Consider the following 17,752-nt stretch of genomic DNA (forward strand, 5'->3'; position numbering starts at 1 on the left):
GGGAACCTCAGACCTGGGCCAATGCCTCCGCGGGGGAGGGGACCGGGGTGCGCTCGGCGAGCGGGACCACCGGCAGTGGGGTCTCCTCGCCCAGGAACACCCTGCGCACCACGCGCTCGGCGGCGCGCCCGTCGTCGTAGTCGCAGTACCGCTCCCGGAACGCCGCGCGCAGCGCCGCCGCCTTCTCGTCGCCCCATTCCTTCGAGCCCAGGACCTCGGTCAGCCGCTCCTGGGTCGTCGCGACGGCGCCCGGGGGCTCGGCCATCAGGTCGAAGTAGGTGCCGCGCACGACCCGGTAGGTGTCCCAGTCGTCCGCGTGGATGACGATCGGCCGGTCCAGACTGGCGTAGTCGAACATCGCCGAGGAGTAGTCGGTGATCAGGGCGTCGGCGGCGAGGTAGAGCTGTTCGACGTTGCCGTGGGCGGAGACGTCGATGATCCGGCCGCCGGCCTGGAGCTCGGCGAGCCGGCCGGTGGGCTTGTAGAAGTAGTGCCCGCGCACCAGCAGGGTGACGTCCGGGCCCAGGTCCTCGGCCAGCTTCGACAGGTCGATCCGGGGCGCGAACGCCTTCTCGTACTCGCGGTGGGTCGGCATGTACAGGAAGGCGGTCGTGCCGTCCGCGAGGCCGAGCTCCCGCCGGGCCGCCACGACGTCCGCGGCGGTGGCGTTGACCAGCACGTCGTTGCGCGGGTAGCCGGTCTCCAGGGTGGTGTACCGGCACGGATAGACCCGCTCCCAGACGGTGCTGGTGAACCGGTTGGAGGACAGGCTGAAGTCCCAGCGGTCGCAGCGGCGGAGCAGCTTCTCCATGTCCATGTCGGTGGACGCCGGGTACTGCGCCTGGTCGAGGCCCATCGTCTTCAGCGGGGTGCCGTGGTGGGTCTGGAGGTGGATCTGCCCGTCGCGCTTGACGATGGTGTCGCCGAAGTTGACGTTGTTCGTCAGGTACTTGGCGCGGGCCATGACCGCCCAGTACTCGCGTGAGCCGACGATCACCTTCTCGACGCCCTTGGGCACCCGGTCACGGTGCTCGGCGCGCACCGCCCAGACCCGGCGCGTCTGCGGCGCGAGCCGGCCGAGCTCGGCCTCGATGGCCGCCGGGTTGCAGGAGTAGCCGCGGCCCCAGTACGCGGAGAACACGGCCAGGTTCTCGTCCACCGGCAGCCGCAGCTGGGACCGGTAGAACATGCCGAGCGCCGCCCGCTTGGCCCGGCCGATCCGGGCCCTGCCGCCCAGCCGGGCGCGGTGGCGGACGCTGTTGGCGCGGGTCAGGCCGAAGAACGCGGAGGCCGCGTCGGCGCCGAGCAGCGCGTACTTGTAGCCGCGCCCGCCCGCCGGCCGCTCGAAGCCCTCCGGGAGCCGCGCGCGGTAGTCCTTCGCGGCCCGGTGGAAGAACTCGGCGCGCGCGTTGCGCGGCAGCCGGCCCGGCCGCTCCAGCACGGTCAGGAACTGGTCGACCATCTTCCGGAACAGCATCGGGCCCCAGCGGTCGAGGTCCGGCCGCCCGTCCAGGAACGCGAACACCCGGTCGTACTGGTCGAAGACGTCGAAGTGCTTCCGGCTGACCGTGCTCAGGATGTTGCCGCCCTCACGCCGCTGCCGGTACATGACGCAGGAGCGGTCGAGCACCGCGATGCGCTCCGCCGCGATGAGCGAGCTGTACGTCCACGGCGCGTCCTCGTAGTAACCGGGCGGGAACTGGAAGCCGTGCCGGGTGACGAAGTCGCGGCGGTACGCCTTGTTCCACACGATCTGGAGCAGGTCCAGGAGCTGCGGGCGCTCGGCGAGCGAGAAGACGGCCGGGCCCTCCTCGGTCATCAGGTCGGTGCGCTTGTTGCGGAGCAGCTGCCCGTCCCAGTACGTCCGGGTGTAGTCGTAGACCAGGATGTCGGGGTCGCCGGTCGCTTCGAGCCGGGCCGCGATGGCCGACAGCGAGCCCGGTGCCAGGGTGTCGTCGCTGTCCAGGAAGAGGATGTAGTCACCGGTCGCCTGTTCGAGCCCCGCGTTGCGCGCGCGGCCCAGGCCGACGTTCTCCGTGAGGTGCAGCACACGCAGCCGGTCGTCGCGGGCCGCGTATGTGTCGAGGATCGCGCCGGAACCGTCCGGGGAGCAGTCGTCGACGCCGACGACCTCGAAGTCGGTGAAGTCCTGCCCGAGCACGGAGTCCAGACACTCCCCGATGTACCCCTGCACGTTGTACGCAGGCACGATGAGTGTCAGTCGAGGCATCGTCCACCAGTTCCAGAGGGCTGTCCGCAGGGGCTTTACGAGGGGTGTGGTCGGGACCGTGCGACAGTGGTCGGCGTCCGGCACCCGGACAGCGTAGTTGATCGCCCCGGCCGCACCCGGGGGTGCCGGGGGCCTTCCGCGTAGGGTGGAACGCCGACGGCACAGCGGCTGACAGGAGAAGCACGAACATGACCTGGATGGTTACGGGTGGGGCGGGGTTCATCGGCGCGCACGTGGTGCGCGCGATGCTCGCCGGTGGTCAGCGGGTGGTCGTGTTCGACGACCTGTCGACGGGCAGCGCCGACAAGGTGCCCGCGGGCGTTCCCCTGGTGACCGGCACGGTTCTCGACCGCGAGGCCCTGGACGGGGCGATCCGCGAGCACGGGGTGACCGGTGTGGTGCACGTAGCGGGCAAGAAGCAGGTCGGCGAGTCCGTCGAGCGGCCCCTGTACTACTACAAGGAGAACGTCACCGGTCTGGAGGTCCTGCTGTCGAGCATGGTCGCCGCGGGCGTCGACCGGCTGGTGTTCTCCTCGTCGGCCGCCGTCTACGGCATGCCCGACGTCGACCTCGTCACCGAGACGACTCCGTGCGTGCCGATGAGTCCGTACGGCGAGACCAAGCTGGTCGGCGAGTGGCTGATCCACGCCGCCGCCAAGGCTCACGGGCTGCGCGCCGCCTCGATGCGCTACTTCAACGTGGCGGGCGCCGCCTCGCCGGAGCTGGCCGACGAGGGCGTCTTCAACCTCGTCCCGATGGTCTTCGAGCGCCTGGAGGCCGGCGAGGCCCCGCGTATCTTCGGCGACGACTACGACACGCCCGACGGCACCTGCATCCGCGACTACATCCACGTCGAGGACATCGCCTCCGCCCACCTCGCCGCCGCCCGCCGGCTGGAGGAGGCCGAGGCCGGCACGGACCTCACGCTGAACATCGGCCGCGGCGAGGGCAGCTCGGTGCGCGAGATGGTCGACCGCATCCTCAAGGTCACGGGCAACGAGGACGCCACCGCCGAGGTCTCCGCCCGCCGCCCCGGCGACCCGGCCCGCGTGGTCGCCTCCGCCGAGCGCATCAGCGAGGAGCTGGGCTGGTCGGCGCGGTACGGCGTGGACGAGATGATCGAGTCCGCCTGGCAGGGCTGGCGCCTGCGCCACCCGTAAGCACGGCCGTACGCAGGGCCCGGCACCGCTCCCCGAGGGCGGCGCCGGGCCCTGCGCGTATGACGGGGTGGTCCGGGTTGCGAGAGACCGTCACTTTTCCCCCTGATATAGCGTTAATAGCCGTTTTGTCGCGGAAGATGCGAGGGAAGCTCAGTAAGGTCCCCTAGGTAGCGGCCCCGGCGGCCGCCGTCACATCTCATCGTGGGGGCAGGAACTGTGAAGGCTCTCGTACTTTCCGGTGGGGCCGGCACCCGGCTTCGTCCCATCACCCATACCTCGGCGAAACAGCTGGTCCCGGTGGCGAACAAGCCGGTGCTCTTCTACGGTCTGGAGGCCATCGCGGAGGCCGGCATCACCGAGGTCGGCATCATCGTGGGCGACACCGAGGAGGAGATCCGCGCGGCGGTCGGCGACGGTTCGCGCTTCGGCATCGATGTCACCTACATCCGGCAGGCCGAACCCCTCGGTCTCGCCCACGCGGTCCTGGTCGCCCAGCGCTTTCTGGGGAACGACGACTTCGTGATGTACCTGGGGGACAACTTCATCGTCGGCGGGATCGCGGACCTGGTCGAGGAGTTCCGCGCGGACCGGCCCGACGCGCAGATCCTGCTGACCCGGGTGCCCGACCCGACCTCGTTCGGCGTCGCGGAGCTGGACGGGGACGGCAGGGTGGTGGCCCTGGAGGAGAAGCCGGAGCACCCGAAGAGCGACCTCGCGCTCGTCGGCGTCTACCTCTTCACCCCGGCCGTCCACGAGGCCGTCCGCTCGATCCGCCCCTCCTGGCGCGGCGAGCTGGAGATCACCCACGCCATCCAGTGGCTCATCGACCGCGAACGCGACGTGCGCTCCACCATCATCCGCGGCTACTGGAAGGACACCGGCAACGTCACCGACATGCTGGAGGTCAACCGGACCGTCCTGGAGAGCGTCGAGCCGTGCACCGACGGCGCCTACGTCGACGGCGAGAGCGAGATCATCGGCAGGGTGCTGATCGAGCCGGGTGCCCGGGTCACCCGCAGCCGGATCGTCGGGCCCGCCGTGATCGGGACCGGGTCGGTGATCAGCGACGCCTATGTCGGCCCGTTCACCTCGGTCGCCCAGAACTGCCGCATCGAGGACAGCGAGATCGAGTACTCCATCGTCCTCGGGGGCGCCTCCATCGACGGGGTGAGGCGCGTGGAGGCATCGCTGATCGGCCACGACGTCGAGGTGACGCCCGCGCCCCGCAGCCCCTCAGCCCACCGACTCGTCCTCGGCGACCACAGCAAGGTGCAGATCTCCTCATGACCGGTACGCGCATCCTCGTCACCGGAGGCGCCGGCTTCATCGGCTCCCACTACGTCCGTACGCTCCTCGGCCCGGACGGCCCCGGCGACGTCTCCGTCACCGTGCTCGACGCCCTCACCTACGCGGGCAACCCGGCCAACCTGGACGAGGTCCGGGGCCACCCGGGCTTCGCCTTCGTGCACGGCGACATCTGCGACCCGGAGCCGGTCGCGCGGCTCATGGCCGGACACGACCAGGTGGTGCACTTCGCCGCCGAGTCCCATGTGGACCGCTCCATCGACGGCGGCGCCGCCTTCGTCCGTACGAACGTCGTGGGCACCCACACCCTGGTCCACGCCGCGCACGAGGCGGGCGTCCGCACCTTCGTCCACGTCTCCACCGACGAGGTCTACGGCTCCGTCGAAGAGGGCTCCTGGACCGAGGACGAACCCCTCGCGCCCAACTCCCCGTACTCCGCCTCCAAGGCGTCCGGCGACCTCATCGCCCTGGCGTACCACCGCACCCACGGCCTCGACGTCCGCGTCACCCGCTGCTCCAACAACTACGGGCACCACCACTTCCCCGAGAAGGTCATCCCGCTCTTCGTCACCAACCTCCTGGAGGGGCTGCCCGTCCCGCTGTACGGCGACGGCGGCCATGTCCGCGACTGGCTGCACATCGACGACCACGTGCAGGGGATCGAGCTCGTGCGTACCCAGGGCCGCCCCGGCGAGGTCTACAACATCGGCGGCGGCACCGAACTCTCCAACAAGGAGCTCACCCGGCTGCTCCTGGAGGCGTGCGACGCCGACTGGGACACCGACGTGGTCCACGTCGAGGACCGCAAGGGCCACGACCGGCGCTACTCCGTCGACTGCGCGAAGATCCGCGAGGAGCTGGGTTACGCGCCCCGCAAGGACTTCGCGGCCGGCCTCGCCGAGACCGTCCGCTGGTACCGCGAGAACCGCTCCTGGTGGGAACCGCTCAAGGAAAGGGCCGCCCTGTGAGGCCGCGCTGGCTGGTCACCGGGGCCGGCGGCATGCTCGGCCGGGACCTGACGACCGCTCTGGCCCGCGAGGGCGCCACCGTCGTGGCGGCGGACCGCGCGGCCCTGGACATCGCCGACCCGGCGCAGGTCCGCGCCGTCCTCGACGCCCACCGGCCCGCCGTCGTCGTGAACTGCGCCGCCTGGACCGCCGTGGACGACGCGGAGAGCCGGGAGGCCGAGGCGCTGCGCGTCAACGGCACCGGACCCGCCGTCCTCGCCGACGTCTGCCGCGCCCACGGCAGCGTCCTGCTGCACATCTCCACCGACTACGTGTTCGCGGGCGACGCGGACCGGCCGTACCCGGAGGACGCCCCGACCGCGCCGCGCAGCGCGTACGGCCGCACCAAACTGGCCGGGGAGCGCGCGGTCCTGGAGACCCTGCCGGACACGGGCCACGTCGTGCGGACGGCCTGGCTCTACGGCGCGGGCGGCGCCAACTTCGTCCGTACGATGATCGGGCTGGAAGCCGTCAAGGACACCCTCGACGTGGTGGACGACCAGCGCGGACAGCCCACCTGGACCGTCGATCTCGCCTCCCGGCTGGTCCTGCTGGGCCGCGCCGCGCTCGACGGCACCGCCCCGGCGGGCGTCTACCACGGCACCAGCGACGGGGCGACGACCTGGTACGGCCTGGCCCGCGAGGTGTTCCGGCTGCTGGGCGCCGACCCGGACCGCGTCCGCCCGGTCGGCAGCGCCGCCTTCGCCAGGCCCGCGCCCCGGCCCGCGTACAGCGTGCTCGCGCACGACCGCTTCCGGGCCGCCGGCATCGAACCGGTCCGCGACTGGCGCGCGGCGCTGCACGCGGCCTTCCCCGTGCTGCTCGCCGCCGAACGCCCCGGTCAGCGGCCGGCCGGGCTGAACGACGGCTCGCCGGACCGGACGCCCGGGACCGCCGGACCGTCCGCGCGCAGCCGCGCGTAGTACGTCTCGCACGCCGCGTACGAGGGCAGCAGCCCGCGCTCCCCGGCCTCGGCGAGCTTCGGGGCCGAGGCGTCCTTCGGGGAGAGCAGCGGCGCGATGTCCGCCGGCCACCCGATGCCCAGGTCCGGGTCGAGCGGGTCGATGCCGTGCTCCCGCTCCGGCGCGTAGCCCTCGGAGCAGAGGTACAGCACGCACGCGTCGTCGGTGAGCGCCATGAACCCGTGGCCGAGCCCCTCCGCGAGGTAGACCGCCCGGTGGTCGGTGTCGTCCAGCCGGACCGCCTCCCACCGCTTGTACGTGGGCGAGCCGGTGCGTACGTCCACGATCACGTCCAGCACCGCGCCCCGCACGCACTTCACGTACTTCGCCTGGCCCGGCGGCACGTCCGCGAAGTGGATCCCGCGCAGCGTGCCCCGCCGCGAGCTGGAGAAGTTGGCCTGCGCGAGCCCCAGCGTGTGCCCGGCCGCGGCCCCCAGGTCCGCCGCCCGGAACCACTCGTGGAAGCTGCCGCGGCCGTCCGGGAAGACCGTGGGCTCGTGCACCCAGGCCCCGGGAACGGAGAGCCGGCGCATGCGATCACATCCTGTTCGCGCTCCGCGGGGCCTCCTGCCGGCCCCGGTGTCTCTGCCCAACGAGTCCGGGGACCGAACGGACACGGAACGGGACATAAGGCTACGAAAAGGTTTCCACGGTGCGGAACGCGAAGGCGCCGGAATCCGCTCTCGCGTAGATTGCGGGGTCCAGCGAGCGAATGCGGGGGACCGGGTGGCAGGGGCAAGGCAGGGCGTGACGGAAGCCCGCAGGATCGTGGTCAAGGTCGGTTCCTCCTCCCTCACCACCGCCGCCGGCGGCCTCGACGCCGACCGCGTCGACGCCCTGGTCGACGTACTGGCCAAGGTCCGCGACGGCGGCGAACGCGAGGTCGTCCTCGTCTCCTCCGGCGCCATCGCGGCCGGACTCGCCCCGCTCGGACTCCACCGCAGGCCCAAGGACCTGGCCCGCCAGCAGGCCGCCGCCAGCGTCGGCCAGGGACTCCTCGTCGCCCGCTACACCGCCTCCTTCGCCCGCTACGGCGTGCGCGTCGGCCAGGTCCTGCTCACCAGCAACGACACCAGCCGCCGCGCCCACTACCGCAACGCCTACCGCACCCTCGACCAGCTCCTGGACATGGGCGCGCTGCCCGTCGTCAACGAGAACGACACCGTCGCCACGGACGAGATCCGGTTCGGCGACAACGACCGGCTCGCCGCCCTCGTCGCCCACCTGGTCCGTGCCGACCTGCTGGTCCTCCTCTCCGATGTGGACGGCCTCTACGACGGCGACCCGCGCATCCCCGGCACCACCCGCATCGCCCAGGTCACCGGCCCCGCCGACCTGGCCGGGGTCAGCATCGGCAGCGCGGGCAAGGCGGGCGTCGGCACCGGCGGCATGGTCACCAAGGTCGAGGCGGCCCGGATCGCCACCGCCGCGGGCATCCCCGTCGTCCTCACCTCCGCGAGCCACGCCGCCGACGCCCTCGCGGGCCGCGACACCGGCACCTACTTCCACCGCACCGGCCGCCGCTCCGCCGACCGGCTCCTCTGGCTCGCCCACGCCTCGACCCCGCGCGGCTCGCTGACCCTGGACGACGGGGCGGTGCAGGCGGTCGTGGAGCGCCACAGCTCGCTGCTGCCGGCCGGGATCGCGGCGGTCGAGGGCGAGTTCACCGCGGGCGACCCGGTGGAACTGCGCGATCTGCGGGGGCGGCCCGTGGCGCGCGGGCTCGTCAACTTCGACGCCAAGGAGATGCCGCAGCTCCTCGGCCGCTCCACCCGAGACCTCGCCCGCGACCTCGGCCCCGCCTACGAACGCGAGGTCGTACACAGGGACGATCTCGTCCTCCTGCACGGCTGACGCCCCCCGAAACGGCTGAAAGTCCAGCCATCGGACCGAGACCTTCACGAAAACCGCCCCACACCGGGCCGCGGGCTGGTCCACTTTGTAGCAGGGAAACTGCGGGGTACAGCAAAAGCAACACATCACAGGAGGCCGCCGGTGAGACGAGCGCGCCCGGGGGCGCCGCCCCGAGGAACGGGTGGCCGCACCCTGACCAGTGTGGGAGCGGGGGCAGGCTTCGACGGGAGCGGACCCGCGGACCGGAGGGACGAGCGCCCCGCCCGGCCGGATCCGAGACCGGCCGGCCAGGAGCACGCCCCGTCGAAGCTGTGGCACGTCACCCTCTGCGTCTCCGGGAACGAGTTCCCGCTGAAGGAGGTCAGGCGCGGTCTCGAACAGCTCGCGCACGACCACCCGTTCCTGCTGACCAGCCGCTACGCCAACGACCACGCGGAGATCCGCTACTGGGAGGAGGCCCGCGACCTGCACGACGCGGCGGCCGTCGCCCTGCGGCTCTGGGGCGAGCACCGCTCCACCGCCGGTCTGCCGCCCTGGGCGATCGTCGGCCTCGAAGTCATCGACCGCGAGACCTATCACCAGCGCGTCGCCGAGGGCTACGGGCCGCCGCCGGCCGCCCCGGTCGGCGTCCACCCGTACTGACCGGCCGCCGCCGGTGAAACGGCCGTCTCGCATCACGGGATGCGTGCGGAATGCCCGCAGGGCGCGCACTACTCTGCGGGCATGACCACGCTCTCGCCGTACGACAACCTGTCTCCCGTGGCCCAGGCCGCCTACCGGGCCCGCTCCGCCGCCGCCGACATCGCGCCACTTCCGCGAGCGGCGAAGGACGACGCGCTCCTGGCGATCGCCGACGCGCTGGAAGTACGGACGAGCGACATCCTCGCGGCCAACGCCGAGGACGTGGCGCGCGCCCGTGAGGCGGGGACCAGCGAATCCGTCGTGGACCGGCTGACCCTCACCCCGGAGCGCATCCGCGCCATCGCCGCCGACGTACGGGACGTCGCCGCCCTGCCCGACCCGGTCGGCGAGGTCGTCCGCGGCTCGACCCTGCCCAACGGCATCGACCTGCGCCAGGTCCGGGTGCCGCTCGGCGTCGTCGGGATCATCTACGAGGCCCGGCCCAACGTGACCGTGGACGCCGCCGCCCTCTGCCTGAAGTCCGGCAACGCCGTCCTGCTGCGCGGCTCGTCCTCCGCCTTCGCGTCGAACACCGCCCTGGTGCGGGTGCTGCGCGACGCCGTGGGCGGCTCCGGCCTGCCGGCCGACGCGGTGCAGCTGGTCCCGGGTGAGAGCCGCGACTCGGTGCGCGAGCTGATGCGCGCCCGGGGCCTCGTGGACGTGCTCATCCCGCGCGGCGGCGCCTCGCTGATCCGCACGGTGGTCGAGGAGTCCACCGTCCCCGTCATCGAGACCGGCACCGGCAACTGCCATGTGTACGTCGACGCGCAGACCGACCTGGACATGGCCGTGGAGATCCTGGTCAACTCCAAGGCCCAGCGCCCCAGCGTCTGCAACGCCGCCGAGACCCTGCTCGTCCACAAGGACGTCGCCGACGCCTTCCTGCCGCGCGCCCTGGACGCCCTGGCCGAGGCCGGCGTGACCGTGCACGGCGACGAACGGGTGCTGGAGTACGCCGAGGGCTCCAAGGCCACGGTGGTGGCGGCGACCCCGGAGGACTGGGAGACCGAATACCTCTCGTACGACATCGCGGCGGCCGTCGTGGAGTCGCTGGACGCGGCCGTGGCGCACATCCGTCTCTGGTCCTCCGGCCACACCGAGGCCATCGTGACCACCTCGCAGGCCGCCGCCCGCCGCTTCACCCGGCTGGTGGACTCCACGACGGTGGCCGTCAACGCCTCGACCCGGTTCACCGACGGAGGCCAGTTCGGTTTCGGTGCCGAGATCGGCATCTCCACGCAGAAGCTGCACGCCAGGGGCCCCATGGGCCTGCCGGAACTGACGTCCACCAAGTACATCGTCACCGGCGACGGCCATGTGAGGTGACCCGGTGACGGGCGAATGCGCCGTCTCCCTGCCCAAAGCGGTCCGCCGGGGCTAGTCTGAAACCGTGGCGGACGACGTGGGGGGCAGGCCGTATCCGAACGGCTGGGAGCCCGACGACGACCGCGGGGGCGCGGACGAGGACTTCGCCTCCGTGGTGTTCGACGAGGACTTCGTACGGGCCGCCGAGTTCCACGAACCGACCGCCGTCGAGCGGCTGTTGGCCGCGGCGGAGGCGCGCGCGGAGGCTGACGCCCGGCGCACCGGAGCCCGCGGCGGCCCCTTCGAGGACGAGCTGTACGACGAGGGCTACGGTCCGGGCGGCTACGGCGGCCCGGACGGCTACGACCCGCTGGACGCGGACGACTTCCACGAGCGCGGCCCCTACGGACGCCACGGCGGCGCGCTCCGCCCGTACCGGGGGGCGGCCCGCTGGCACCGGCCGGTCGCCTGGCTGCTGGCCGTCCTGATGGGCGTCGGCATGGTCGCCCTCGCCTTCAGCGCCGTCTACCGCAACAGCTCGGGGGACCGGCAGGACCAGGTCCCGCCGCCTGCCTCGACCGGTGTGGACAGCGCGCCCGGGCCCGGCCCCGGATCCGCCCCCTCGGACGCGGACGACTACTCCCGCCCGATGGTCTCCGCCGTCCCGCGCACCCCCTGACCCCCGGCGCGCCGGCCGGCCCCGTCCCGCGTCCGGGTCCCCCGTCCGGCGGCTCCGATGGAACTCCCCGGTGGTTGCCGGGCGTCACCGCGTTTACCGTCGTCGTGATCGACCCACCCTGAAGGTATGACCCCTCCTCCGCCCGAAGAGGGGACTTCTCACGGAGTCGGGAGAAGTCATGGCACATCGCGGAGATCCACCCGACGGCCCGGCGGAGAACGGCGCGCACGGTCCGGACGACGAGTACGGCTCACTCGTCTTCGACGAGTCCTTCGTGCGGGCCGCCCGGCTGCAGGAATTCTCCGCCCAGGAACGGATGGGGGAGCACGCCCGCGCCGTCCGCAGCCTGCCCGGGCGGGCCTACCGCAACGGCTCCCGGATCGCGCTCGCCCTGATGGTCCTCATCGCCCTGGCCTTCGGCACGGCCGTCTTCATGGGCCTGAGCCACCCCTACGAGACCCCGGCCGACGCCCGGAAGCCCGAACCGATGCGGATGACCCTCGTCCCCCTCGCCCCGCGCGGCGCCGTCCCCGCGGGCACCCCCGCCGCACTCTTCGCGAGCAGCCCCGCCGCGCACTATCCGAAGGGCCGGGACGGCATCAGCCCGCCGCCCGCCCGGCACACCGCCGACTTCTCGGAGAGCGAGGTGAGTGCCGCCCTGGCCACGGTGAAGGACTATCTGGCCGCCTCCTCGCTCGACCCCGACGTACTCAGCGGGAACGCCGTGCGCCCTGTGGAAGCGCTGCTCGACCCGGACCAGATGGAGCAGTTCGACCGCAGCGTCAACGAGCCCTACGACGACGGGCAGCATGCCGCGACCGGCTGGCTCGTCCGCTTCGACCCGGTCCGGGTCACCCCGGACCCCGAGGTCCGGGTCCGGGGCACCCTGCGCTACACGCAGACGGGCTCCGACGTCCTTGAGGTCGTCTCGGACCACACCTTCACGTACGCCCTGCGCCCCGCCGTGTCGGGCCCCCAGCCGAAGGGCGGCGCCTCCCTCTTCACCGTGCGGCGGGAGATGCGCTTCCGGTTCGACCGGGAGGACCTGCGGCTGCACCGGCTGGAGGTGCAGACCAGCTACCTCCAGGCGGGCCCGCAGTCCTGCCCGGCCGACGCCTCGGGTGCCCTGCGGCCGCTGCTCGCGGGCCGACGGGCGGTCTCGCGCGGACCGGCGGGCACCGACCCGTACGCCACGGGCCGACCGGTCGCCGCGCTCTGCGGGACGCTGGAGGTCAGCTCCCTTCCGCCGACGGCCCCTGCGAGTCCTCGGGGCCCTGGGTCCCCTCAGTCCCCTCCGCCCCCGACGGCCGCGCTGAGTCGCCCGTAGCACCGCCCTTCGCGCCGCCCGCGCCAGTGAACTTGTCCCGCAGCTTGCCGCCCAGGTCCCCGGCGCCACCCGCTATGTCGCCGACGAGCTTCATCAGCGGATCCTTGCTGTTGCGCACCGAATCGGCGTAATGCGAGGCGGACTCCTTGAACGAGTCCGTCACCGAGGTGTCCTTGTCCTCGTCCCGGCGCGGGTAGTGGCCGTCCATGATCCGCTGGTACTCGCGGGTCTCCGACCACTTCTTGAGCTCGGCGGCACGGACCGTGGTGAACGGGTGCGAGCGGGGCAGCACGTTGAGGATCTTGAGCACCGAGTCGCGCAGGTCGCCGGACTTCTCGTACTCGTCGGCCTGGGCGAGGAACGCGTCCACGTTCATCTCGTGGAGGTGGTTGCCGCCGGCGATCTTCATCAGCCCACGCATCGACGCCTGTATGTCCTGGCCGGCCAGCAGCCCGGCCCGGTCCGCCGACAGCTCCGACTTGCGGAACCACTCGCGCAGCGCCGTCACGATCGCCATGATCGCGACGTTGCCCAGCGGGATCCAGGCGACCTTGAGCGCCAGATTGGTGAGGAAGAGGAGGATCGTGCGGTACACCGCGTGACCCGACAGGGCGTGACCGACCTCGTGGCCGACGACCGCCCGCATCTCCTCCTCGTCCAGCAGCTCCACCAGGCCCGTGGTCACCACGATGATCGGCTCGTCCAGCCCGATGCACATGGCGTTGGGCCGGGGGTCCTGGTTGACGTACATCGGCGGGACCTTCTCCAGGTCCAGGATGTAACAGGCGTTCCGGAGCATGTCGTTGAGGTGCGCGAACTGGGCGTCGCTCACCCGGACGGAGTCCGACAGGAAGAGGAGTCGCAGGCTGCGCTCCGGCAGCAGTCCGCTCAGCGCCTTGAAGACGGTGTCGAAGCCGCTCAGCTTGCGCAGCGCGACCAGTGCGGAGCGGTCCGCGGGGTGCTCGTAGGCCCGGGAGGAGATCCCCGGGAAACGCTTGCGCTGCCTGCTCGGTACGCGGTCCTGGCTCTCGTGGCTGCTGGTCATGACATGGGCCCCCTGTGTTCGTACGAGACGTCGCTCGCCCCCTGACGCCGCCCAGCCTAGGTGCTGGGGCTACGGTGTGCGGGGGGCTGTGGATAACTGAGGAGACGCCCGACATGCCGCACACCGTTGCTCTGTTCGCCGCCGCATCCGAGGACCAGGGGCCGGGCAACACGATCCGTATCGTGCTGGTCGTCTCCCTGCTGGGAGCCGCCCTGCTGGCCTGGTTCCTCCTCCGCGGATACCGCAACGACGACAACAACGACTGAGTCGGCGTGAGCGTGCCCGGGGCGCCCGCATACGATGTCCGCGACGTCTTCCCCCGACTCCCGATCGATAGGTCCTGCCGAAGATGAGCCTCACGAGCACCGCACACCAGCTGGTCACCGTCGCCGCCGAGGGCGCGGAGCACGGTGGTAACCACAACAGCCTTGAGCCGATCATCACCGGCGGCGGGGCCTTTGTCGCGCTTCTCCTCCTTCTCTGGATCACCACGCGCTTCAACCGCGACCGCTGAGGCCGAGGCGTACAGCTGTGCCAGTAGGCTCTGCACGCATGGGAGAGCAGGAAGTGCCTACCGGCCGCGGAAAACGCCGACTCGGCGTGATGGGCGGGACGTTTGACCCGATTCATCATGGACACCTGGTGGCGGCCAGTGAAGTGGCCGCCCAGTTCCACCTCGACGAGGTGATCTTCGTACCGACCGGGCAGCCGTGGCAGAAGAGCCACAAGCAGGTGTCCCCGGCGGAGGACCGCTATCTGATGACGGTCATCGCGACGGCGTCCAACCCGCAGTTCTCGGTCAGCCGCAGCGACATCGACCGCAAGGGCCCCACGTACACGATCGACACCCTGCGGGACCTGCGCGAGGCCCACGGCGAGGCGGACCTCTTCTTCATCACCGGTGCCGACGCGCTCGCCCAGATCCTCACCTGGCGCGACGCCGACGAACTGTTCTCGCTCTCCCACTTCATCGGCGTGACCCGGCCGGGCCATGTGCTCACGGACGACGGGCTGCCGAAGGGGGGCGTCTCCCTGGTGGAGGTCCCCGCGCTCGCGATCTCCTCGACGGACTGCCGCGCGAGGGTCGCCCAGGGCGAACCGGTCTGGTACCTCGTGCCCGACGGCGTGGTCCGCTACATCGACAAGCGCCAGCTGTACCGCGGCGAGTGAGCCACGGAAAGGGGCACCGGTGAACGACCGACAGAACCCGTACGACCCGTACTACCAGCAGCCGCAGATCATCGGCTACGACGAGTACGGGCAGCCGGTGTACCAGCAGCAGCCGGGGCAGCAGCAGTACGACCCTTACGCGCAGCAGCCGCAGCAGCAGCCCGATCCGTACGGCGGCCAGGCGCCCCAGGGCGGTGGGCAGGGCTACGGCTACGACCCGTACGTTCAGCAGCAGCAGCAGCCCGCCGCGCCGCCGCAGCCGTACGACCCCTACGCGGCCCAGCCCCAGCAGGCCCCGCAGCAGGACTACGGCTACGACCGGTACGGATACGACACCGGGCAGCAGCCCGCCGCGGTCGACACGACCCAGCAGTGGAACATTCCGCAGCAGGCCGCGACCCCCGCCCCGCCCTCTGCGCCCGCCCCGCCCTCCGCGCCCGCCCCGCCCCGTGAGCCCGCGCCGCGTCCGGGGCCGGAGGCGGCCGTGCCCGGGCAGCGCCGTGGCGACGACTACCGCACCGAGCAGTTCGCCTTCATCGAGGAGCCCGACGAGGACTCCGAGGACGTCATCGACTGGCTCAAGTTCACCGAGAGCCGCAGCGAGCGCCGCGAGGAGGCGCGCCGCCGGGGCCGCAACCGGATCGTGGCGCTGCTCGTCGTCGGCGTCCTGGCTGTGCTCGGCGGCGTCGGGTACCTGTGGTCGGCGGACAAGATCCCCGGCCTGTCCGGCGGGGAGAAGGAGAACACCGCGACGACCGGTCCGCAGCGCCGGGACGTCATCGTGGTCCACCTCCACAACACCAAGTCCGGTGTCACGTCCACCGCCCTGCTGGTCGACAACGTCACCACCAAGCAGGGCACCACGGTCCTGCTTCCCAACTCCCTCGCCGTCTCCGACGAGGGCGGCGCCACCACGACGCTCGGCAAGTCGGTCGAGGACGACGGCACGTCCGGGACCCGGGACTCCCTGGACACCCTGCTCGGCACCGACATCAGCGGGACCTGGCGTCTCGACACCCCGTACCTGGAGAACCTGGTCGACCTCGTCGGCAATATCGAGGTCGACACCGACACCGCGGTGCCGGGCGCCAAGAAGGGCTCCGGCGATCTGGTGAAGAAGGGCGAGGCGCAGACCCTCAGCGGCCAGATGGCCGTCGCGTACGCCACGTACCGGGGGCCCGGCGAGGCCGAGACCAAGCAGCTGATGCGGTTCGGGCAGGTCATGCGCGGGGTCCTGCGCAAGTTGTCCGACGACCCGCAGGCGGCCACGGTCACCGTCCAGACGCTGGCCCAGATCCTCGACCCGTCGCTGCCCGAGAAGGACCTCGGCGCCTCGCTGGCGAAGCTGGCCGAGCACGCCAAGATCGGCGACTACAAGACGGCACTGCTGCCCGTGCAGGACGACGGCACCCTCACCGACGCGGCCACCGAGAGCGTGGTCAAGGACATCCTCGGCGGCACGGTCAAGGCGCCGTCGGCGGACGGGGTGATCCGGGTCGGGATCAAGAACGCCACCGGCGACTCCGGCTCCACCGAGTCAGCCCGGGGCAAGCTGGTCAACGGCGGTTTCGCCTTCGTCAACAGCGGGAAGGCCGACGCGGTCTCCTCCTCGCAGGTGGTCTACGCCGAGGCGGCCGACAAGGAGAAGGCGACCCAGGCCGCCAAGACCCTCGGACTGCCGACGAGCGCCGTCAAGAAGGGCAAGCCGGCCGGGAACACGGACGTGTCCGTCCTCCTCGGCCAGGACTACAAGCCCGAGTAGCCGCGGAGCGCTCGCGGGAGGTCCGGAGCCGAGCGGCCCGGGCCTCCCCGCGCGGCCCGCGGGCGGCCGCGGAATATGGCTGCGTGGGCGGGCGGTTCCCCGTGAGACCCTAGAGGTCTATCCGACCGACGACGAAAGCCTGCTTGTGACCGCCACTGACCGCTCCATCGAGCTCATCAACGCCGCCGCTCAGGCGGCCGCCGACCGGCTCGCGCACGACATCATCGCCTACGACGTCAGCGACGTGCTGTCGATCACCGACGCCTTCCTGCTGGCCTCGGCCCCCAACGACCGCCAGGTCAAGTCGATCGTCGACGAGATCGAGGAGCGGCTCCAGAAGGAGCTCGGCGCCAAGCCGGTCCGCCGCGAGGGCGACCGCGACGCCCGGTGGATCCTCCTCGACTACGTCGACATCGTCATCCACGTCCAGCACAGCGAGGAGCGCGTCTTCTACGCGCTGGAGCGCCTGTGGAAGGACTGCCCCGAGATCGGCCTGCCCGAGGACGCGGTGAAGACCCGCGGCAAGGCCGCCGAGCACGCGCAGCTCAACGGCGGTCCGGAAGGTGAGCAGAGCTGAACGGCAGCAGGAGCGGCAGGGGCCGCAGGATCGTCCTCTGGCGCCATGGCCAGACGGCATGGAATCTGGAGCGTCGCTTCCAGGGCTCCACGGACATCGAGCTGACCGAGACCGGCGTGGCGCAGGCCGCCCGGGCCGCCCGGCTGCTCGCTTCGCTGAAGCCGGACGCGATCGTGGCCTCCGACCTGCGGCGGGCCGCGGCCACGGCCGCCGAGCTCGCCGTGATCACCGGGCTCGACGTGGTGCACGACGCGGGTCTGCGTGAGACCTACGCGGGCGCCTGGCAGGGCCTGACCCACGAGGAGATCGTGGAGCGGTACGGCGAGCAGTACGCCGCCTGGAAGCGCGGCGAGCCCGTGCGGCGCGGCGGCGGCGAGCTGGAGACCGAGGTCGCCGACCGGGCAGCGCCGGTGGTCCTCGGGCACGCCGGAAAGCTGCCCGACGACGGAACGCTGGTCGTCGTCAGCCACGGCGGCACCATCCGGACCACCATCGGCCGGCTGCTGGGCCTGGAGGCGCACCACTGGGAAGGGCTCGGCGGGCTGACCAACTGCTGCTGGTCCGTGCTCGGCGAGGGCGCCCGCGGCTGGCGGCTGCTGGAGCACAACGCCGGCACCCTGCCCGAACCGGTGCTCGGCGACGACACCTGATCCGGTCGTCGCCGGCCGCCCCTCGGGGCGGCGGGGGC

General features: G+C 71.9%; 18 protein-coding genes. 15 read left to right on the forward strand and 3 right to left on the reverse strand.

Going from position 1 to position 17,752, the window contains the following annotated elements; translation table 11 throughout:
• Positions 1-7: 7 nt before the first annotated feature.
• Positions 8-2,230: a CDP-glycerol glycerophosphotransferase family protein gene (locus OG867_RS22115; RefSeq protein ID WP_406287796.1), complete on the reverse strand. Its 2,223-nt coding sequence runs from the start codon at positions 2,228-2,230 to the stop codon at positions 8-10.
• A 188-nt stretch (positions 2,231-2,418) separates the two neighbouring features.
• On the opposite strand from OG867_RS22115, the gene galE reads away from it, so the two are divergent.
• The 4 genes from galE to rfbD all read left to right on the forward strand — a co-directional run bounded on the left by galE (position 2,419) and on the right by rfbD (position 6,625).
• Positions 2,419-3,390, forward strand: coding sequence for a UDP-glucose 4-epimerase GalE (gene galE / locus OG867_RS22120; protein WP_328900151.1), 972 nt, complete (start codon positions 2,419-2,421; stop codon positions 3,388-3,390).
• Between the two features lie 216 nt (positions 3,391-3,606).
• Positions 3,607-4,677 (forward strand): glucose-1-phosphate thymidylyltransferase, encoded by a 1,071-nt coding sequence (locus OG867_RS22125; protein ID WP_328900150.1) that lies wholly within the window; start codon positions 3,607-3,609, stop codon positions 4,675-4,677.
• Complete coding sequence (gene rfbB / locus OG867_RS22130) at positions 4,674-5,663, forward strand: dTDP-glucose 4,6-dehydratase (protein ID WP_406287799.1); 990 nt, start codon at positions 4,674-4,676, stop codon at positions 5,661-5,663. Before OG867_RS22125 ends, rfbB begins: the two co-directional genes overlap by 4 nt.
• Positions 5,660-6,625 carry a dTDP-4-dehydrorhamnose reductase gene (gene rfbD, locus OG867_RS22135; protein WP_406287801.1) on the forward strand — a complete coding sequence of 322 codons (966 nt, stop codon included), beginning with the start codon at positions 5,660-5,662 and terminating at the stop codon, positions 6,623-6,625. Before rfbB ends, rfbD begins: the two co-directional genes overlap by 4 nt.
• Here rfbD and rfbC read toward each other — a convergent pair.
• On the reverse strand, positions 6,544-7,197 hold the full coding sequence (gene rfbC / locus OG867_RS22140) for a dTDP-4-dehydrorhamnose 3,5-epimerase (protein ID WP_406287803.1): 654 nt from the start codon (positions 7,195-7,197) through the stop codon (positions 6,544-6,546). The genes rfbD and rfbC overlap by 82 nt on opposite strands.
• 214 nt (positions 7,198-7,411) lie before the next feature.
• Here rfbC and proB point away from each other — a divergent pair, with 214 nt between their 5' ends.
• The 5 genes from proB to OG867_RS22165 all read left to right on the forward strand — a co-directional run bounded on the left by proB (position 7,412) and on the right by OG867_RS22165 (position 12,510).
• On the forward strand, positions 7,412-8,518 hold the full coding sequence (gene proB, locus OG867_RS22145) for a glutamate 5-kinase (RefSeq protein ID WP_328900146.1): 1,107 nt from the start codon (positions 7,412-7,414) through the stop codon (positions 8,516-8,518).
• Between the two features lie 141 nt (positions 8,519-8,659).
• A complete protein-coding gene (locus OG867_RS22150; protein WP_328900145.1) occupies positions 8,660-9,160 on the forward strand; it encodes a hypothetical protein in 501 nt (166 codons plus the stop codon).
• Positions 9,161-9,241: 81 nt separating this feature from the next.
• Positions 9,242-10,525 (forward strand): glutamate-5-semialdehyde dehydrogenase, encoded by a 1,284-nt coding sequence (locus tag OG867_RS22155; RefSeq protein WP_406287806.1) that lies wholly within the window; start codon positions 9,242-9,244, stop codon positions 10,523-10,525.
• Positions 10,526-10,589: 64 nt separating this feature from the next.
• Positions 10,590-11,183, forward strand: a complete 594-nt coding sequence (locus OG867_RS22160; RefSeq protein WP_406287808.1) for a hypothetical protein — start codon at positions 10,590-10,592, stop codon at positions 11,181-11,183.
• A 178-nt stretch (positions 11,184-11,361) separates the two neighbouring features.
• Positions 11,362-12,510, forward strand: coding sequence for a hypothetical protein (locus tag OG867_RS22165; RefSeq protein ID WP_406287810.1), 1,149 nt, complete (start codon positions 11,362-11,364; stop codon positions 12,508-12,510).
• Here the strand turns inward: OG867_RS22165 and OG867_RS22170 are convergent.
• The gene (locus tag OG867_RS22170) at positions 12,416-13,555 is read right to left on the reverse strand and encodes a M48 family metallopeptidase (RefSeq protein WP_406287812.1); all 1,140 of its coding nucleotides are present in this window, start codon (positions 13,553-13,555) and stop codon (positions 12,416-12,418) included. The two genes, OG867_RS22165 and OG867_RS22170, sit on opposite strands and share 95 nt — an antisense overlap.
• A 113-nt stretch (positions 13,556-13,668) precedes the next feature.
• Between OG867_RS22170 and OG867_RS22175 the strand changes: the two genes are divergently transcribed.
• From OG867_RS22175 to OG867_RS22200, 6 genes are all read left to right on the forward strand, one after another.
• Entirely contained in the window at positions 13,669-13,821 is a 153-nt protein-coding gene (locus OG867_RS22175; protein ID WP_018103219.1) for a hypothetical protein, read from the forward strand.
• Between the two features lie 83 nt (positions 13,822-13,904).
• Positions 13,905-14,069 carry a hypothetical protein gene (locus OG867_RS22180; RefSeq protein ID WP_202540898.1) on the forward strand — a complete coding sequence of 55 codons (165 nt, stop codon included), beginning with the start codon at positions 13,905-13,907 and terminating at the stop codon, positions 14,067-14,069.
• A gap of 38 nt (positions 14,070-14,107) precedes the next feature.
• Positions 14,108-14,725: a nicotinate-nucleotide adenylyltransferase gene (gene nadD / locus OG867_RS22185; RefSeq protein ID WP_026171531.1), complete on the forward strand. Its 618-nt coding sequence runs from the start codon at positions 14,108-14,110 to the stop codon at positions 14,723-14,725.
• A 19-nt stretch (positions 14,726-14,744) separates the two neighbouring features.
• Complete coding sequence (locus OG867_RS22190) at positions 14,745-16,487, forward strand: LCP family protein (protein WP_406287815.1); 1,743 nt, start codon at positions 14,745-14,747, stop codon at positions 16,485-16,487.
• A 145-nt stretch (positions 16,488-16,632) separates the two neighbouring features.
• Entirely contained in the window at positions 16,633-17,064 is a 432-nt protein-coding gene (rsfS, locus tag OG867_RS22195) for a ribosome silencing factor (RefSeq protein WP_406287817.1), read from the forward strand.
• On the forward strand, positions 17,061-17,714 hold the full coding sequence (locus tag OG867_RS22200) for a histidine phosphatase family protein (protein ID WP_406291112.1): 654 nt from the start codon (positions 17,061-17,063) through the stop codon (positions 17,712-17,714). The genes rsfS and OG867_RS22200 overlap by 4 nt, the downstream gene beginning before the upstream one ends.
• Positions 17,715-17,752 lie beyond the last annotated feature (38 nt).

The sequence above is a fragment of the Streptomyces sp. NBC_00209 genome, from assembly GCF_045206345.1.
In the GTDB taxonomy this organism is placed as follows: domain Bacteria; phylum Actinomycetota; class Actinomycetes; order Streptomycetales; family Streptomycetaceae; genus Streptomyces.

Coding starts and splice junctions, on each gene's coding strand:
- nadD (WP_026171531.1), top strand. CDS start 14,108: ATGGGAGAGCAGGAAGTGCCTACCGGCCGCGGAAAACGCCGACTCGGC.
- rfbC (WP_406287803.1), bottom strand. CDS start 7,197: ATGCGCCGGCTCTCCGTTCCCGGGGCCTGGGTGCACGAGCCCACGGTC.
- galE (WP_328900151.1), top strand. CDS start 2,419: ATGACCTGGATGGTTACGGGTGGGGCGGGGTTCATCGGCGCGCACGTG.
- OG867_RS22180 (WP_202540898.1), top strand. CDS start 13,905: ATGAGCCTCACGAGCACCGCACACCAGCTGGTCACCGTCGCCGCCGAG.
- OG867_RS22155 (WP_406287806.1), top strand. CDS start 9,242: ATGACCACGCTCTCGCCGTACGACAACCTGTCTCCCGTGGCCCAGGCC.
- OG867_RS22175 (WP_018103219.1), top strand. CDS start 13,669: ATGCCGCACACCGTTGCTCTGTTCGCCGCCGCATCCGAGGACCAGGGG.
- OG867_RS22165 (WP_406287810.1), top strand. CDS start 11,362: ATGGCACATCGCGGAGATCCACCCGACGGCCCGGCGGAGAACGGCGCG.
- OG867_RS22170 (WP_406287812.1), bottom strand. CDS start 13,555: ATGACCAGCAGCCACGAGAGCCAGGACCGCGTACCGAGCAGGCAGCGC.
- OG867_RS22115 (WP_406287796.1), bottom strand. CDS start 2,230: ATGCCTCGACTGACACTCATCGTGCCTGCGTACAACGTGCAGGGGTAC.
- rfbB (WP_406287799.1), top strand. CDS start 4,674: ATGACCGGTACGCGCATCCTCGTCACCGGAGGCGCCGGCTTCATCGGC.